9 protein-coding genes are annotated in these 15,889 nt (G+C 46.4%); 5 read left to right on the top strand and 4 right to left on the bottom strand.

The window, feature by feature from the left end; genetic code table 11:
• Window positions 1–154: 154 nt before the first annotated feature.
• Both QT987_RS28340 and QT987_RS28335 read right to left on the bottom strand, forming a co-directional pair.
• Entirely contained in the window at window positions 155–661 is a 507-nt protein-coding gene (locus QT987_RS28340; protein ID WP_333246721.1) for a tryptophan-rich sensory protein, read from the bottom strand.
• Window positions 662–740: 79 nt separating this feature from the next.
• Window positions 741–1,586 carry a M48 family metallopeptidase gene (locus QT987_RS28335; RefSeq protein ID WP_333246719.1) on the bottom strand — a complete coding sequence of 282 codons (846 nt, stop codon included), beginning with the start codon at window positions 1,584–1,586 and terminating at the stop codon, window positions 741–743.
• 370 nt (window positions 1,587–1,956) lie between these two features.
• Between QT987_RS28335 and QT987_RS28330 the strand changes: the two genes are divergently transcribed.
• Window positions 1,957–3,321 (top strand): ATP-binding protein, encoded by a 1,365-nt coding sequence (locus tag QT987_RS28330; protein WP_333246723.1) that lies wholly within the window; start codon window positions 1,957–1,959, stop codon window positions 3,319–3,321.
• Between the two features lie 190 nt (window positions 3,322–3,511).
• On the top strand, window positions 3,512–4,078 hold the full coding sequence (locus QT987_RS28325; RefSeq protein ID WP_333246717.1) for a hypothetical protein: 567 nt from the start codon (window positions 3,512–3,514) through the stop codon (window positions 4,076–4,078).
• A gap of 473 nt (window positions 4,079–4,551) precedes the next feature.
• Here QT987_RS28325 and QT987_RS28320 read toward each other — a convergent pair whose 3' ends face one another.
• Together QT987_RS28320 and QT987_RS28315 are read right to left on the bottom strand one after the other, a co-directional pair.
• On the bottom strand, window positions 4,552–5,748 hold the full coding sequence (locus tag QT987_RS28320) for a GNAT family N-acetyltransferase (RefSeq protein WP_333246715.1): 1,197 nt from the start codon (window positions 5,746–5,748) through the stop codon (window positions 4,552–4,554).
• 183 nt (window positions 5,749–5,931) lie between these two features.
• A complete protein-coding gene (locus QT987_RS28315; protein ID WP_333246713.1) occupies window positions 5,932–6,846 on the bottom strand; it encodes a dihydrofolate reductase family protein in 915 nt (304 codons plus the stop codon).
• Between the two features lie 218 nt (window positions 6,847–7,064).
• On the opposite strand from QT987_RS28315, the gene QT987_RS28310 reads away from it, so the two are divergent.
• Genes QT987_RS28310 through QT987_RS28300 form a run of 3 tightly spaced genes read left to right on the top strand, consistent with a single transcriptional unit; the run spans window position 7,065 to window position 15,809 of the window.
• On the top strand, window positions 7,065–9,092 hold the full coding sequence (locus QT987_RS28310) for a hypothetical protein (protein ID WP_333246712.1): 2,028 nt from the start codon (window positions 7,065–7,067) through the stop codon (window positions 9,090–9,092).
• Window positions 9,085–10,098: a hypothetical protein gene (locus QT987_RS28305; protein ID WP_333246710.1), complete on the top strand. Its 1,014-nt coding sequence runs from the start codon at window positions 9,085–9,087 to the stop codon at window positions 10,096–10,098. The genes QT987_RS28310 and QT987_RS28305 overlap by 8 nt, the downstream gene beginning before the upstream one ends.
• Window positions 10,099–10,109: 11 nt before the next feature.
• On the top strand, window positions 10,110–15,809 hold the full coding sequence (locus QT987_RS28300) for a DEAD/DEAH box helicase (protein ID WP_333246708.1): 5,700 nt from the start codon (window positions 10,110–10,112) through the stop codon (window positions 15,807–15,809).
• Window positions 15,810–15,889 lie beyond the last annotated feature (80 nt).

The following is a 15,889-nucleotide window of genomic DNA, read 5'->3' as shown; positions in this document are numbered from 1 at the left end:
GCCCGTCCAAAAAGGACGGGCCCGACGCCCATCCCACAATAACAATTAAAATTGTAAGTTATTTAATTCGCGATCCTTAGCACTACCCTACAAATTTACATGAATGATTTAGGATTGCTATAGTATGTAGGGTGCGCTGAAGAACACCGAATATTTATGCAGCTTCTGGGTTTAACTGAATCATTTCCCAAGTGGTATAAGTGCCGATCGCACCCCAAATCACGTAAGGCAAAAGTAACAAAGCCGCGGTTTGAGAAATCGGCAAAACAGCCAACGTCAATACAACTCCCAAAATCTCGCCAGCCCCTCCTAAAATCGTCCCTACTTTCAGACTTTTGGCTCTGAGAGTAGCAGGAATATAAGCAACTGTGACAATTTCTAAAAGCAAGTATAAAGCCATCAGCAGCCAAGTTTTGAGACTACCGGGTTCCTGTTCCCACACGACAGCAGCGCTGCCGGCCCCGCAAGCAAAAATCACCGTCCAAATTAACGGAATAGCAGGCTCAAAAAACATCCAATCTGGTCTTTGAAGTTTGACAGCCCAGTTAATATCGCGGAGTTTAAAAAACAGAGTTCCGAAGGCGACTGAGAAAGTCACGCCCCCGATAATCATCCAAGATTCAATCATGGTTTTCAACTTTCCAATTGCTCGATCGCTCATTAAGTCGATCGTGCCAACTCCAAGCCGAACTTAGATCCGCCTATAGTAATAACTTTTGTAAAGCCCGATGCAATTATCGCTAACCGCCCGACACATTCTTAGCAAACTCATCGCGTCCAGACTCCAAATTAGCTGGAACGCCGTTAGGGTAATTTTGCGCGATTAAAGCTTGCAATTTTTGCACTCGGTTTTCAGGGTTGGGGTGAGAACTCAAAAACTCCGGTGGCGCTTCGCCCTTCCTAGCGGAACCGAGGATTTGCATCACCTCAACAATACCTCTAGGATCGTAACCAGCTTCAGTCATAAACCGAAAACCGAGCTGATCGCTCTCAAGTTCATCAGACCTACCGTACCGCAAACTGACAACTTGATTGACAGCTTGAGCAATTAATGCTGCCTGCTGCCCGCCCCCGCGATCGTCGCTAGTAGCCACCCCAACCGCCGTTACCAAAGCCCTGCCCAACTGCTGTTTTGCCAAGTGTTCTGCACCGTGGCGGGCGACAACGTGACCGGCTTCGTGCCCGAGTATAGCGGCCAACTGAGCCTCGGAATTTAGCCGGCGCAGCAGCCCCGCAGTAATGAAAACTTGTCCGCCCGGTAAAGCAAAAGCATTGACAGTTTGGGCGTCTCGCAGCAGGTGGAATTCAAACGGATAACCCGCTTGTTTCGCCACCGAACCGTTGATAACTCGTCCTCCTACTCGATCGAGATACTGCTGAATACTTTGGCTGGGATAAAGCCCCCCGTGCTTGGCGGCCATTTGATCTCGCGCCTGCAATCCCAAAACTATCTCTTGGCGGGGAGAAAGCTGCACCCGCTGTCTCTCTCCAGTTACCGGATTTTGTACGTCGTTTGTAAAATAGGTGATTGCCCCAAAAAATGCCATTAATAGCCCGATCGCGGCTCGAAATAAAAATTTATTCACAAGCTTTTACCTAAAAAGTTTCGCGATTAGAATACTATGGTGACAGCTCTCTCGACATCTGTCTGAAGTATCAAGAAGGGAAAGTTGTTTGAGTTTTTTGAGATAATTTGCGAACAAGGCTTTTTTTAATGAACCGCGAAGGCGCGAAGGACACGAAGGAAGAGGAGAAGGTTATAGTTATTAAATTGGTTAAACTGAGATGTTGCACCATTGTCAGCAACAGGCTTTCCGGCCTGTTCCACAAAGAATAGATTTTCTTGTGGAACAGGCCGGAAAGCCTGTTCCGAAAAGGCTAATTGAGAATGGTGCAACATATGAGTTAAATCTTTTGAATCCACTACAAAATCAGTTGCCGAACTTCCTTCGCAATATGTTCCAAGCTACTCGCCGCCGCCTCGCTATTTGGTACACTGCCGTTACTGCCGTATTATTACTTGTATTCGCCACAGGTTTCTATTTCTACGTCCGCACTACTTTGATCGATCGCATTGATGACACCCTCAATCATGTTGTCGAAGTAATAGAGCGAACCCTCGTTATCGAACCGCTAAAATTTCCTAATACCACAGATAAAACTAAATTGCAAGTTAATATTCAAGCCAGTTTTCGAGATAGCACCGATGCAGTAGAAGACGACCATATTGATTTAGAATGGTTCAGTCCTACGGGCGAATTGCTGTGGTCTACCTTATCCGAACCGCTGAATATTCCCATTCATGCTAACCGCACCGGCGAAACAGTTTGGATAATTAATAATGAGTTGCAGTCCGCTCAAAACTATTCTCTCAGACAAGTAACCCAGCGAGTACAAATCGGCAGGCAAGTTCTGGGATATTTGCGAGTCAGCCATCCTTGGTTTGAAGTGACAAAACCCATCCGCCAATTAATTCTCGATTTGATTTTGGGCGCGAGTTTAACTCTAATTTGCGTGGCGGCGATTGGCTGGCTGCTGTCGGGATTGGCAATGGCACCGGTGCGAGAGTCTTACGGGCGTCTCAAACAGTTTACCGCTGATGCTTCTCACGAACTCAGAAATCCGATCGCCACTATTCAAACTAACGTCCAAGTAGCTTTGGCGGAACCGGATATCGAACCGCAGCAACATCAACAGCTACAAGTTATCGAACGCCTCACCCGCCGTTTGGGGCGCTTGGTTGACGATTTGCTGTTTTTAGCCAGACAAGACAGCGGTATCGTGCAACAGCAGTGGATTGAAGTTCCCCTCGATGCTTTGCTGATGGAGGTAATTGAAGAACAACAGGCGATCGCCACAACCCAAAACCTCTCTCTTTCTTTGGAAATTGTCGATCTGCCCAACGCTGAGGACAACTTTACACTGTTGGGCGACTGGGATCAACTAGCCCGACTCTTTACCAATATAGTCAGCAACGCCGTGCAGTACACACCCTCTGGCGGCGAAATAGAAGTAGAATTGCAACTTGCAGCCAAAAACAAAAGAAATTCGGCGATCTTAAATCCAGCACTGCAAATAAAAGTAACAGACACCGGCATCGGAATTTCCCCAGAAGCCCTGCCACATTTATTCGATCGATTCTACCGCGCAGATCCCGCCCGAACCCACCGCAGCGCCGCCGGTTCCGGCTTAGGATTAGCAATCGCCAAAGCAATTGTCGAAAATCACCGCGGCCAAATCCGCATAGACAGCCAAGTCGATCGAGGTACAGCCGTTACCGTCACCCTTCCCGCCCACAAATCAGAAGCATCTCGCCTGTAAAACTTCCCCTCTTCCCCTCTTCCCCTCTTCCTCTGCGCCCTCTGCGCCCTCTGCGGTTTAAAAAAAATCTACCCCTCAAACCCTTATTCTTCCTACCTCGCGCCCAAACCCAGCTATTAAAACTCATTTCCGCCATAGATTAACATAAACGTTGTTGGAAAACCTCGATCGAACTTGTGAGGAGTTATTTATGTTTCACCACAATCTACCGTTAAAAAAAATCAGCTTGCTAGCAGCCACCGGCGTCGGTTTACTCGTTAGTCTCGCAACAATTTCCCACGCCGGCGGCCCCCCGCCCCAACAAGGAAAACCCGTTTCCCAACCCGCAGAGACTCCCGCAGCCACTGAAGAACCCGTCAGCGAACCAACTCCGGCTGCGAGTCCGAGCCCCAGCGGGATGCCCTCTACACCAACAGACGCGCCTGCCCGCTTCCCCATGCCCAGTGCGCGAGTTACGCCTGCCGAAGGCATGATAGTAATTAAACTGGTGAATACCACCAATGCTGTCATCAATTATCAAATCGTAGGCGTCACCCAGCCGCGCACTCTGGGCGAACAATCGGAAATTTTGCTTCAAGCCCTCCAAGTGCCCATCACCATCACTTATCAGCGCCCAGACGGCGGATTGCTGCTGGTTCGCCCCCAAGCAACCGCGATGCCGGGAATGTTGCAAGTCAGTTTCGGCGCGACAACTGAGTTGGAGGCTGATACAAAATCGCTGCAAATTCAGGAAGATGGCAAGGTAATTTTGAATTAGTTTAACTGTTGACTGTTGACGGTTGACGGTTGACTGTTGACTGTTGACTGTTACCATTCGTGTCAACTTCAGACTAAGGAATGAGAATTAAATAACTTAGAATGCGTGATGGTTCTTGTGGGATGGGCGTCCCGCCCGTCCAGAAATGGCGGGCGGGACGCCCATCCCCTACTTCCCACAAACTTGTGTAAATTATTTAATTCGCCATCCTAAAATCCATAATAAATATCGTTTATAGTTGAGTTTCGAGCCACCCTAACCCATCTCAATAAGGGGGGACAAGACTATTCTTACCTCCCCTCTAACTCCCATTAATAAAGGGGAAAGAGCATTCAAAGTCACCCTTCTTAAGGGGGATTTAGGGGGATCGAAACTTCGATACAAACGAGATATACACAGGGTTTTAGTATTATGTTGACACCGATGGGCTGTTACTAATTCCCAAATTCCAATTCCAAATTCCCAGTCAACCGTCACTCGCCGAGTAACAAAGGAGGCAACTTAGTAAAAGGTAAATCCTCGTTGATTGCATCAATTTCTTCCTGTTCTCTTTCGTTGATTTGACCGATATAAGACTTGAGAATTTGGGCAAGACGGTTGTTATAAAATCGGTGCAAACTATAATTGGGCGTAGCTGGAAAGCCACGCCGTTTTTTGTGCCGCCCGCCGGCACCGGGATCGAAGCTTTGGATGCCCCGATCGATCGCCCATTCGATCGGCGTATAGTAACAAGCATCGAAGTGCAAGCAGTCGATTTCCTGCAAACTTCCCCAATAACGGCCGTACAGTCGATCGCCCTTATACAAACAAAAAGACATACCCATCGGCTGTCTCTCATCTTCCTTGTCGTAGGCGGCTACAAATAAAACTCGATCGCGATAATTGTGGTGCAACTGTTCAAAAAATCGCTTAGTCAGATACTTGCTTCCCCACCAACCAAATTTGTCGCAAGTATTCTCATAAAAAGCATACATTTGAGAAAACATAGCTTGGGGAATTTCATCGCCTGTCAGCGTTTTTACCAACAAACCAGCTTGATCAACTGCTTTGCGTTCGCGTTTGATATTGCGGCGCTGGTTGGCATTAAATGCGCCTAAATAATTGTCAAAATTTTGATAGCCTTGATTTTGCCAAATATAGCTGTGGTGCAGCCAACTGCTGAAACCGTGGCTTTCCATGCGTTGTCGCCATTCGGGATCGACATAAAGGAAATTGCAACCGGAGATATTGTGGCGATCGCAAAAATGGTCGATCGCGCTTACCATTACTCCCGTTAACTCGTCTTCATCTTCCCCCTCGGCAATCAAAAACCGATAGCCTTCAGCCGGAGTAAACGGCGTCATTCCCATCAATTTGGGATAATATTGAACACCCAAACGTTGAGCTAAATCGGCCCACTGATTGTCGAACACAAATTCGCCGTAGCTGTGGCTTTTGACATAAAGTGGCGCGCAAGCAATCAACTGTTTGTCTCGCCACACAGTCAAGTGATGCGGTAGCCAACCGGTTTTACCTGTCGCACTGCCCGATACTTCGAGATTGTTAAGCCAATCCCATTCCAGAAATGGAGTTTTTAGTGGCATCGCCAAGGCATCCCACGACGCTTGCGGGATTTCGCCTATTTTGCTAATCCAGGCTACAGAATATTGAGGTTTTGGCTGTTTCAGCATAGGGAGATTTGAGCGTAGAGCGATCGAACTTCATTTAAGTTAATACAATCTCCCCTCCTTGTGTAATTACTCGCCACAGGCAAGATGCCTGTGCCACACAAGTGTTGTAGGGTGGGCACGAGAGCCCGCCACAGGCAAGATGCCTGTGCCACACAAGTGTTGTGGGGAGTAGGGGTTGGGCTTCTAGCCCGCCCCGAATCTATAATGCAAAAATACCTCTTGTCCCACCTGTTTAACCGCCAAAAGTTCCAATTTTGGAGCTAAATCCGCCAAAAAACCCTTTCCCTCCACAGGTGTCGGTGCATCCGCGCCGCCCAAAATTAACGGGCAAACCGTCAGCCAAAGTTCGTCTACCAAGCCCGCAGCCAGCACAGACGCTACCAGTTTTCCCCCGCCCAGAATCGCCAAGCGTTTGATACCGAAGCTTGCTAGCTGTTGAAACGCATCAATCCAATCAATCTCTCCACCTGCGGTTTTCGCATAGATAATTCGATCGAATTGAGATGTTGCACCATTCTCAATAAGCTTTTTATGAACAGGCAAGATGCCTGTTCCACTAGAAAATTCATCTCTTGTGGAACGGGCATCTCTTGTGGAACGGGCATCTGGCCCGTTATTGAGAGATGTTGCACCATTCTCAATAAGCCTTTTATGAACAGGCAAGATGCCTGTTCCACAAGAAAATTCATCTGTTGTGGAACGGGCATCTTGCCCGTTCTTGAGAGGAGACGGCAATGCCGTTTCCCTACAGTCTTGCCCCGTCAGCAGCCACCGAGGCACCGGTTGCTGGAAAAATCGCAAGTTTGGGTCAAATTGGGACGATCGCGAACACACGATTTGCACCGGTTGTGGGGGCTTCCCCTGCAATTCCCTCTGTTTGACCAATTCCGGCGAAATCACTCTCATCGTCGTCCCATAGGCCTGTAAAGTGCCATTGCCGAACAAAACGGCGTCGCTTGCTGCTACTTGCTGTTCGAGGTGGGCTTTGTCGTTGGCAGAACCGAATCTCGCGGGCGATCGTACTGCATCCGCAATTTTACCGTCGGCACTGATCGCGAGTATTACTGTTGCTAATGGTCGATCGATCTTATCTGTCATTAATTTATTAAATTTTCGCACGACATCATATTTAACTAAGTAACTTCACGGATATAAACCCTATTATTGTTCGCTATACGGACGCCATTGCCAAATATTATAATCGATATCGGCTGGCGATTTCGACATAATTAAGTTTCTCTATACTCACCTGCTTAGCCACTAGAGTTATAATACTTAAAATTACCAATTTCCGTCAAATTATATAAAACATAAAAATGGATTATTTAACCTGGAATAATTCAATCGCAGCTCATTTCTTTAAACCGGAAATGGCGGACAGTACCGTTCACCTGTATGTCACAGAGAAACTAATAACGGATATTGGTCAAGAAAGGGGTGTTGATTTGTCAGATTTTATTGCAGCTATCAAAACGGGGCCTCCTGGGGTGACAAGGCAGGGTTTGTGCGTGAAAGCCTTACAAAGCCGGGATAATTGGCAGCAGCGAGAATTAGACTATCCGCCTTATATCGCTTATTTAGCGCTCTTTGTCTTAGCAGCCGGTATTGAAGGAAGTTTTGCCGCCCATTCTTACTATCCGCGCTTGCGAACATTACTAGGCGAAGAACCTACCACAGGGCAGTATCCTTCATTTAACCGGATGTCTGAACTCTGGGAAGATTTAGAAAAATGGTCTAATCAAGATAAATCTGGCGAATTGGGTATCTTCAACAGCACCAGCATTGGCAAGAGAAATCACATTGGACTGCCGATCGCCCAAACCCTCTTGACTGAAAAAGAGCGCCGCGCACTCCCTGCTATTTTTGCCGCTGCTGATTTAGATCCTATTTCATATCCCGCTGAAGGGGCGATCGCACTTTTGTTAGCAAAACACGGGTGCAAACAACTCCGAAAACGGACGCTAGACTTGTTAAAAGAAACCAGAGACAGCGACGAACTTCGCCAAGCATTGCTCGAATGGATTATTGATGAATTGCACGATTGGGATGGAACTGCTGAACTTTCAGATAAAAAGCAGGTTTACGGACTGTTGAGATTGTGCTGCAAACTCGATTCAATTGCCAAACGCGCTACCCTAATCTTGCGTTGCAGTACCAAACACGAATTTCCTGAAGACGATTTGTTGTTATTTTTAGAAGATAATTCTAGCTCGTTTTCTTGTTACGAAGATAGTGGGGGTTGGTCTTCACCTCTGATATCTGAGTCAGATGGAAAACCGCTGGTTGCCTCTGAATTTGATTGGTTGAAAGGTTTGCAAGTGCGATCGTCTGACTCTAAATGGTGTTTTAAGCTGCCAGCATCGCCCATTCGAGTATTCGTTAATGGAGACACTCAGGGATTGCCTGGTATTGTGGAAGTGCGACAGTTGCCAACTCAACAGCCATTTTATTTAGCTGCACACGAACAGTGTTTAGAATTGCTGACAATATGGGGAGAATTGAGCTGTCAAGGCTTTGAAAAGTTGCAAATAATAGATGGTTTGCCCAGTCGGTGGCACTTGTTCAAAGCGCAGGCTGCTTGCAGTGACGAGCTGATTAAACAAGAATACCCAATCTTAGCTTTCCCGACTAATGTACGGCTAGAGTTGGCTGGAGGAATCCGCCTGGAAAGAGGCAATAAATTCTTTAAGTTTGCCCCGCCCAAATTATTTTTACAAGGTGGTAGCGAATCAATAAAAGTATATTGCAATAATCAGCTATTAGATAGCAGAAACTCAGCAGGTATTTATGAACTGCCAGCCGATACTCCAGCGGAAACGAAGTTGCTAATTGAAGCACGCAGTGGGGAGGATATTATCAGGCGCTGTTCTCTGTTATTGGTAGAAAACTATTCTTTGCCATCCCAAAGCAACGCGCAACAGTTCGATCGCTTCGGGAAGCTCCAGACCGGGGAAAATGGGAGTACGGGCGTTTCTGGTGCATGGGTGTGGGGCGTTGATTTCCCCGACTTTAACTTCAACACTTTTTTACCAATACAAGGAGAGCAGCGGATTTTATATGTAGGTAAAGAACCAGGGCAAATAGCAATCTGCCCAGCGGAATCACTACCTACAGATTGGGAGCCTGTTTGGGCGATTTCCAAAGGTCGCCATCGCGGTCAAGCAATGTTTTGCGGCACCAATTTGGCAGAGTCACAACCGTTGATGTCAAAGTGCAAAAACCGAAAGAAAATGCGGGAATGGAAAGAAATACTGTGGCACGATCGCAGGAAAATTTCCCCGCCCGATCGATCCAACTTGAAAGCATTGTGGAAACAATTTCAAAAGGAGGCAGAGCGTGTCTGAAACTAGCGAAAAACTGCTCTACGTTATTTCTGCAAAAAAGGAACTTGCTTGGCTATCTTTCAAGGAAACCTTTGATTATTTATATAATCTTGAGACGGGTGTGAGGGAGGAAAACACGGACAAAGACGGAATTAAGAATAAAAGATTTCAAGTAATTCGCGCCCTCGATTCTCTGGGTCACTGTGACTTTAATTTTAACGATGATAGCAGCAAGAGTAAGGTTTATGCTGCTCCTCCAGTTCTGGTGCGATTGCCTTGTGCCGGCTTTCCTCAAGCCATTTTAGCAGGAGCGCGATCGCCTGCTACGATCGCACAATTATCAGAGGCTTGTCAGTCGGTGGGACATCACATTAACCTGGAAGTCACAGAACAATCCAATGAATTAGGGTTGATACCGAAGCGAGTCGCCGTGCAAGCGGAGGATGTAGGAGAATTGAGGGCGATCGGCAATTTGCTTAAAATACCTTTTATTGAAACGCCTTCAGCCTGGTCTTTGCTGCATTTTGCCGCCAGTATTGACGATTACTTAGCTACCCTCGAATGGTCTAAAGAACCAGAACTAAACTGGCAAAGCAAAACCTTTGACCCGATTTCTTTACAATTTCAATCCATAAAAGAAACCGATTGCCCCATTCGCCTTAGCCAATACAGTCACCCATCACGAAACACCAAAGTTTACTATCTTTGGCAAGACGAAAAGTGTGCGGAAATAGACCGAGATTGGGGAAGGTATGCTGTTCTCAAAGCACTGCGGCGGAATGTTCTTATCTACGACAAATGCAGATTCACTATGGCAGTACCAGCCAGCGCTAACCTGCCGCGACTTTTAGAAAGAGCCTTAACTCTTTGTTCTGGTTATGCAGCAAAATATGAAAAAAAATCGCCGCGCGATCGCCCGCAAATTCAGGGATTCAATTTATTCTCCGCTATTCCCCCTCAAATAGCAGAAATGACCGCAGCTAAATTAGGGCAGACACTGTTGCAGCAATCTTTAGATATAACATAGTGAGGTAACTTATGCACGATCCAATTAACGCATTTAACACCATTCGCGACAACTTTCTACTTTATGTAAAAACCGCTTTCGGAACTCAATTTCCCGAAATTGAACGAGAACGGGAAAGACTGCTGCGCCAACCCGGTGCATTCCATCAAGAACCCTGGATAGAACCGATGCCAAGCTATCAAAAATCAGGTAAAACCATCCAGGATTTAGATATTTCAAATGTACCGGGATTAGATGAAACTGCCCTTCAAGACTTTAAACAACTTGCTGAGTGCGAACTTGTCGGCAATTACGAACTCTACGAGCACCAAATCGAAATGCTGCGTCAAGCATTAGCAGGTAACAATGCTGTAGTAACGGCTGGTACTGGCTCAGGTAAAACCGAATCTTTTCTGTTACCTTTGTTTGCTTACCTCGCGCAAGAATCAAGAAATTGGCAGCAGCCCAAAGCCGAACCAGAACACCTTAACGATTGGTGGAAAAATGAAGAATGGCAGAACAAATGCAATCCGTTAGTAAATAAAAAACGCAGCTTTAAGAAATCTTATCGGGTTCCTCAGAGAAGTCACGAACAGCGGGATGCAGCAGTTCGCGCCTTGATTTTATATCCCATGAATGCTTTAGTTGAAGACCAGCTTACCAGGCTGCGCCGCGCTTTAGATTCTCAAGCAGCGCGAGATTGGTTTCAAGATAATAGAAAAGGCAATCGAGTCTATTTTGGCAGGTACAACGGCGTTACTCCCGTACCGGGGCATGAATACAAAGAAAATCGTAAACCTAATGGAAAAAAAATAGAAGAACTTCTGGAAGCAATGCAGCAGATGCAGTTATCAGCCGATCGCGCTAGCGAACACGCCGATCGCACTGGCGATCGAGATGTGAGGTTCTTTTTCCCGCGCTTAGATGGGGCAGAAATGCGCTGCCGCTGGGATATGAAAGATGCCCCGCCAGATATCTTAATCACCAACTATTCTATGCTCAGTATCATGCTGATGCGCGATCTCGAACGAGATATTTTTGAGAAAACAAAGGAATGGTTAAACAAAGATGGCAGCGTCTTTCATTTAATTGTTGACGAATTGCACTTATATCGCGGTACTTCTGGGACAGAAGTTGCTTATTTGCTGCGACTTTTGCTGCAACGTTTGGGGCTGCATCCCGGTCATCCAAAATTGCGAATTCTTGCTTCTAGTGCATCTTTGGAACCAGACGATCCAAAAAGCTTAGAATTTTTGAATCAATTCTTTGGTTCTCAATGGAATTCCCAACAGATTATACCGGGTCATTTAGAACAAATTCCCCCAATTGAAGGTCAAGAGTTTCTGGAGAGCGAACCGTTTATCGCTTTGGCTGCAGCACCAGAAATCAACAATGCAGAAACGTTGCAGTCAACGGCTGCATACAGTGCTTGCCGTCAAATTGTGGAATCTGAAACCGCGCAAGTTGGTGCTAGAATGGTCAATGCTTGTAAAGTTGACGGCAAAATTCGCGCCGTAGCGATCGCTAATTTTGCTAAACAGATTTTCGGCAATGACTTACCCGATGAAAACCTCGAACTCGCAGTAACAGGACTTCTAGCGACTCGCGGTTTATCGAACCAAAAATCTTTGCCATCTTTCCGGCTGCACTGGTTTTTCAGGAATATTGAGGGGCTGTGGGCTTGCACTAAACCGAATCACGGGTGCGAAGAAAATGAAATTAGTAAAAATCGATTAGTTGGCAAACTATTTGTCGAAAATCCTCCCATACTTTACGACGAATACCGAGTTTTAGAACTGCTTTATTGCGAACAGTGCAGAACTGTATTTCTTGGGGGAAACAGGCTGACAAGACAGGATAATGACGGAGACGGATGGGAGCTTTTGCCGACAGAACCAGATATTGAAGGGATACCCGACCGCAAGACAGCCATAGCTTTGGATCGCCGCAAGTATTCTGAATTTGCCGTGTTTTGGCCTTTTAGAAATATTAATGAAGATGTTTGCAAAGGTTGGAAGCAGCCATCGAGACAAGGTGAAGGCGGCGAGAAAGCCTCCTGGGATAAAGCATCGTTAGATACCCGCAGCGGTCGTGTTATTCTAGGAGATCCAGATTCCCCGGACGAACAGTGGGTGAAAGGCTATCTGTTTCACTTGCGATCGCTCTCTGTAGAGAAGCAAGAATTTATTGGAGCATTACCCTCCATTTGTCCCTGCTGTGCTGCTAACTACAGCCATCCTAAGAAAAAAAATAAATCGCCTGTTCGTTGGTTCCGCACAGGTTTTTCTAAAGTGAGTCAATTACTTTCCAAAGAACTGTTTTATCAGTTACCGGAAGATGCAAAATCCCGCAAATTAGTTGTGTTTTCTGACAGCCGCGAAGATGCCGCTTCAATATCCAACGGCATTGAGCGATCGCACTACGACGACTTGGTACGAGAAGCACTTTTTGATGAACTCGGACAGTTGGCTGTAGGCGAATTACGTTTATTAGAAGATATTCAACAATATGGTCAGCCTACTCGTCCTGAAGCCCAGTTATTTGCTCAACGCAACCCCAATATTGTCAGCGAGTTACAGGAAAAGCTTGAATCAGCTAACTTGACCTGGCAACCAGAACTTTCTTCTGTAGCAGTAAAAATTTTGCAGAAAGATCGAGATAATGCTCAGAAGCTACTCAACGAAATTCAGCAAAGAGGCAATACCCGCACAGTTCCTCTCAGAGCACTATTTGAAGGCATTGAGAATTCCCAAGATCCGGGACTCCTGATCCAGCGATTAGTAAACTTAGGCGTTAACCCTGCAGGTAACGATGTTCTTTACCAAGAATTTTCCTATGATGGAAAGTACCATCATTGGACAAAAATATTTGACTTTGCAACCGCCGGGTGGAAACTAGACTTGCCTCCTGAAGCAGAAACAAGGCGAGACAGCACACTTCGAGAAAAAGTTAAATCCGAGGTGTGTGACACTCTTTTCAGTCGCCTATACTTTGGGATTGAAGCATCTGGATTGGGTTATATTCGCCTGAATTTACTCCAAAATCAATTAGAACAGCTAGCCATTCAATGCGGAGTTTCAAGCTCAGTATTTGAGAGTATTTGCGATGGCGTATTGCGAATTTTAGGTGAATTTTACAGATATCCAAGAAAACCTCAAGATTATCCGCTGGATGACTGGAAAGACTGGGGTGATGCGCGCTCCAACTTGCGGAATTATATTAAAGAGTGTGCAAAAGCTTGCGGAATTTCAGAACAGGAATTGAAGCCTGCATTGAAATCTGCTATTTGCGAATACGGTCAACACCACCACTTTAAACTTAATCCCCGGCATTTATCTGTACGAGTTGCTGTGTCCGATGACCCCGTGTGGCAGTGCGAGTCTTGCCAGCGCCATCACCTGCACCGCGCCGGAGGTGTTTGTACTAATTGTTTGGCACATTTACCAGCGAAACCTAATAGAAAATGCGGGGATTTGTACGATCGCAATTATTTCGCCACCCAAGCTGTAAATAAGCGTCAACCGTTGCGGTTGCACTGCGAAGAGTTGACTGGCCAAACTGACGATCAGGCCGAAAGGCAACGGCATTTCCGCAACATCATCGTGAATTTTGGCGAACAAGACAGAGATTTTATCCCAGTAGTAGATACGATCGATATCTTGAGCGTCACAACCACAATGGAGGTGGGGATTGATATTGGCAGTTTAATGGCTGTGGTGATGGCAAATATGCCGCCGATGCGCTTTAATTACCAGCAGCGTGCGGGTCGCGGGGGTCGCCGGGGTCAGGCTTTCGCTATTGTACTTACTCTCTGTCGCGGTCGATCGCACGATGAATTTTATTACCGGCATCCTGAAAAAATTACGGGCGATCCGCCGCCGGTTCCTTTTCTTGCTATGTCACAGGTTGAGATGGCCCAGCGCCTCCTCACCAAAGAATGTTTGAGACTAGCATTTATTGCTGCTGGTGTCAACTGCTGGGAGGTGGAAAAAAAGCCGGACAGTCACGGTGAATTTGGCACAGTTCAAAATTGGAAGGAAACGGAAGAACGGCGCGAACAAGTTCGGCGCTGGTTGGGAACTTCTTGTGAAGTAACTGAGGTAATAAATTCTCTGCTAGTCGGCGTTGAAGGTATCGATCGCGATAACTTAGAAAACTATGCACGTCAGCAGTTGTTTGATAAAATTAATGAGTGCGCCAATAACTTAGAATTGACTGGTGATGGATTGGCAGAACGCCTCGCTGAGGGCGGGATTTTGCCGATGTACGGGATGCCTTCAAGAGTGCGCGATTTGTACCATCACGAACCGTCTAGAAAACAGAAAGTTTCTACTATCGATCGAGATTTAGATTTAGCAGTCGCGGAATTTGCACCAGGTTCCGAAAAAACTAAAGACAAGCGAATTTATACCGCGATCGGGTTTACAGCACCGTTAATTTCAGACGGTAAACACGGGTTAGTTCCTGCGGGCGAACCTGTGAGCGATCGCAAATGGATGTTGAGGTGTCAGCGCTGCCAACATACGGCAACCTCTAATACAATATTTGAAGATACAATCTGTCCGAAATGCGCGGCAACTGAGGAACAGGGATTTCGAGTTTTTCAGTGGGCTGTCCCTTTAGCTTTCCGTACCAGCATCAATCCAGGAGCTGACGCTAAAGAGGAATACGATGCGTTAATTACAGGTGCAGGCAGCGTCGCCGAGGCCCAACCTCAAGATTTTAACTTAGTAAATAACACGAATACTCAGATAGCTTTCTCTAAGTCCGGCCGCGTTTTCCGCGTCAATGACAATCGAGGACAGCTATTTAAGGGAGCAATAGGAACTGCCACATTTGGACGCGGTGACGAACTATTACCCGATCAGTGGATTGATGAGCGATTCCAGAATAAGCCTGACGGGGTGAGGTTTAAACCCCAGGGCGAGTCAGAGGCGATCGCTATAATTGCCCCAAAAACTACTGGCGTACTGCGAATTAAGCCCGTTACTGTACCTGATGGATTGTGCCTCGATCCTATTGCACCCGGTTCTGCTGTCAAAGCTGCTTTCTACTCAGCCGCTTTCACGGTTCGTGCTGTAGCAGCACAGGAGTTAGACATCGATCCGGAAGAATTAGACATCAGCGGTTTGCGACAGGTTGAATTAAAGGATAAAAAAGTAGGAGAAATTGTAATTAGCGATCGGCTTGCTAACGGTTCTGGCTTCACCGACTGGTTAGCCCATCGCTGGGAAGATATCCTTACAGACAAAATTCTGAATTCTCAAAATAGCTTTGCTGAGGCAATTATGTCACCCGATCACCGCCAAAAATGCGACTCTTCTTGTTACGATTGCTTGCAGCAGTACCGCAATATGAACTATCACGGTTTGCTGGATTGGCGTTTGGGGCTTTCCTTGCTGAGGGCATTGGCTAGCAGCAATTTTCAATGCGGGCTCGATGGGGATTTTTCTACTCCTGACTTAGAAAATTGGCTGCTGAATGCAACTGCTTTGCGCGATATATTTTGTGCTTCGTTTAGTTGTTCCCGGAAACAGTTCGGCGCTTTACCGGGTTTTGTAGTGGGCGATAAAAGCGTGATTATCGTTCATCCTTTGTGGAACAAAGAGAACCCTCAAGGCTTATTGCATGAAGCGATTGCTACAGTAGAAGCGCCCGATCTACTTCGATACCTAGATACCTTCAATCTCCTGCGCCGTCCGAGTTGGTGCTATCAATCGCTAGATGATTAGATGCAGTGCGACTCGTTCGTGGTTAATACATAACCCACGATGAGAACGAAAGGCTCAAACCTTGAAATTCTCATAACTGT

Origin of the sequence: Microcoleus sp. SVA1B4 (assembly GCF_036700545.1) — a bacterium.
GTDB lineage: Bacteria > Cyanobacteriota > Cyanobacteriia > Cyanobacteriales > Microcoleaceae > Microcoleus.
The sequence above is the reverse complement of the archived record's forward strand: the minus strand, read 5'-3'. Positions and strand labels throughout refer to the sequence as shown.

What these genes read in the sequence shown, in the direction of transcription:
- QT987_RS28340 (WP_333246721.1), bottom strand. Translation starts at nt 661, where the DNA reads ATGAGCGATCGAGCAATTGGAAAGTTGAAAACCATGATTGAATCTTGG.
- QT987_RS28330 (WP_333246723.1), top strand. Translation starts at nt 1,957, where the DNA reads ATGTTCCAAGCTACTCGCCGCCGCCTCGCTATTTGGTACACTGCCGTT.
- QT987_RS28325 (WP_333246717.1), top strand. Translation starts at nt 3,512, where the DNA reads ATGTTTCACCACAATCTACCGTTAAAAAAAATCAGCTTGCTAGCAGCC.
- QT987_RS28320 (WP_333246715.1), bottom strand. Translation starts at nt 5,748, where the DNA reads ATGCTGAAACAGCCAAAACCTCAATATTCTGTAGCCTGGATTAGCAAA.
- QT987_RS28315 (WP_333246713.1), bottom strand. Translation starts at nt 6,846, where the DNA reads ATGACAGATAAGATCGATCGACCATTAGCAACAGTAATACTCGCGATC.
- QT987_RS28310 (WP_333246712.1), top strand. Translation starts at nt 7,065, where the DNA reads ATGGATTATTTAACCTGGAATAATTCAATCGCAGCTCATTTCTTTAAA.
- QT987_RS28300 (WP_333246708.1), top strand. Translation starts at nt 10,110, where the DNA reads ATGCACGATCCAATTAACGCATTTAACACCATTCGCGACAACTTTCTA.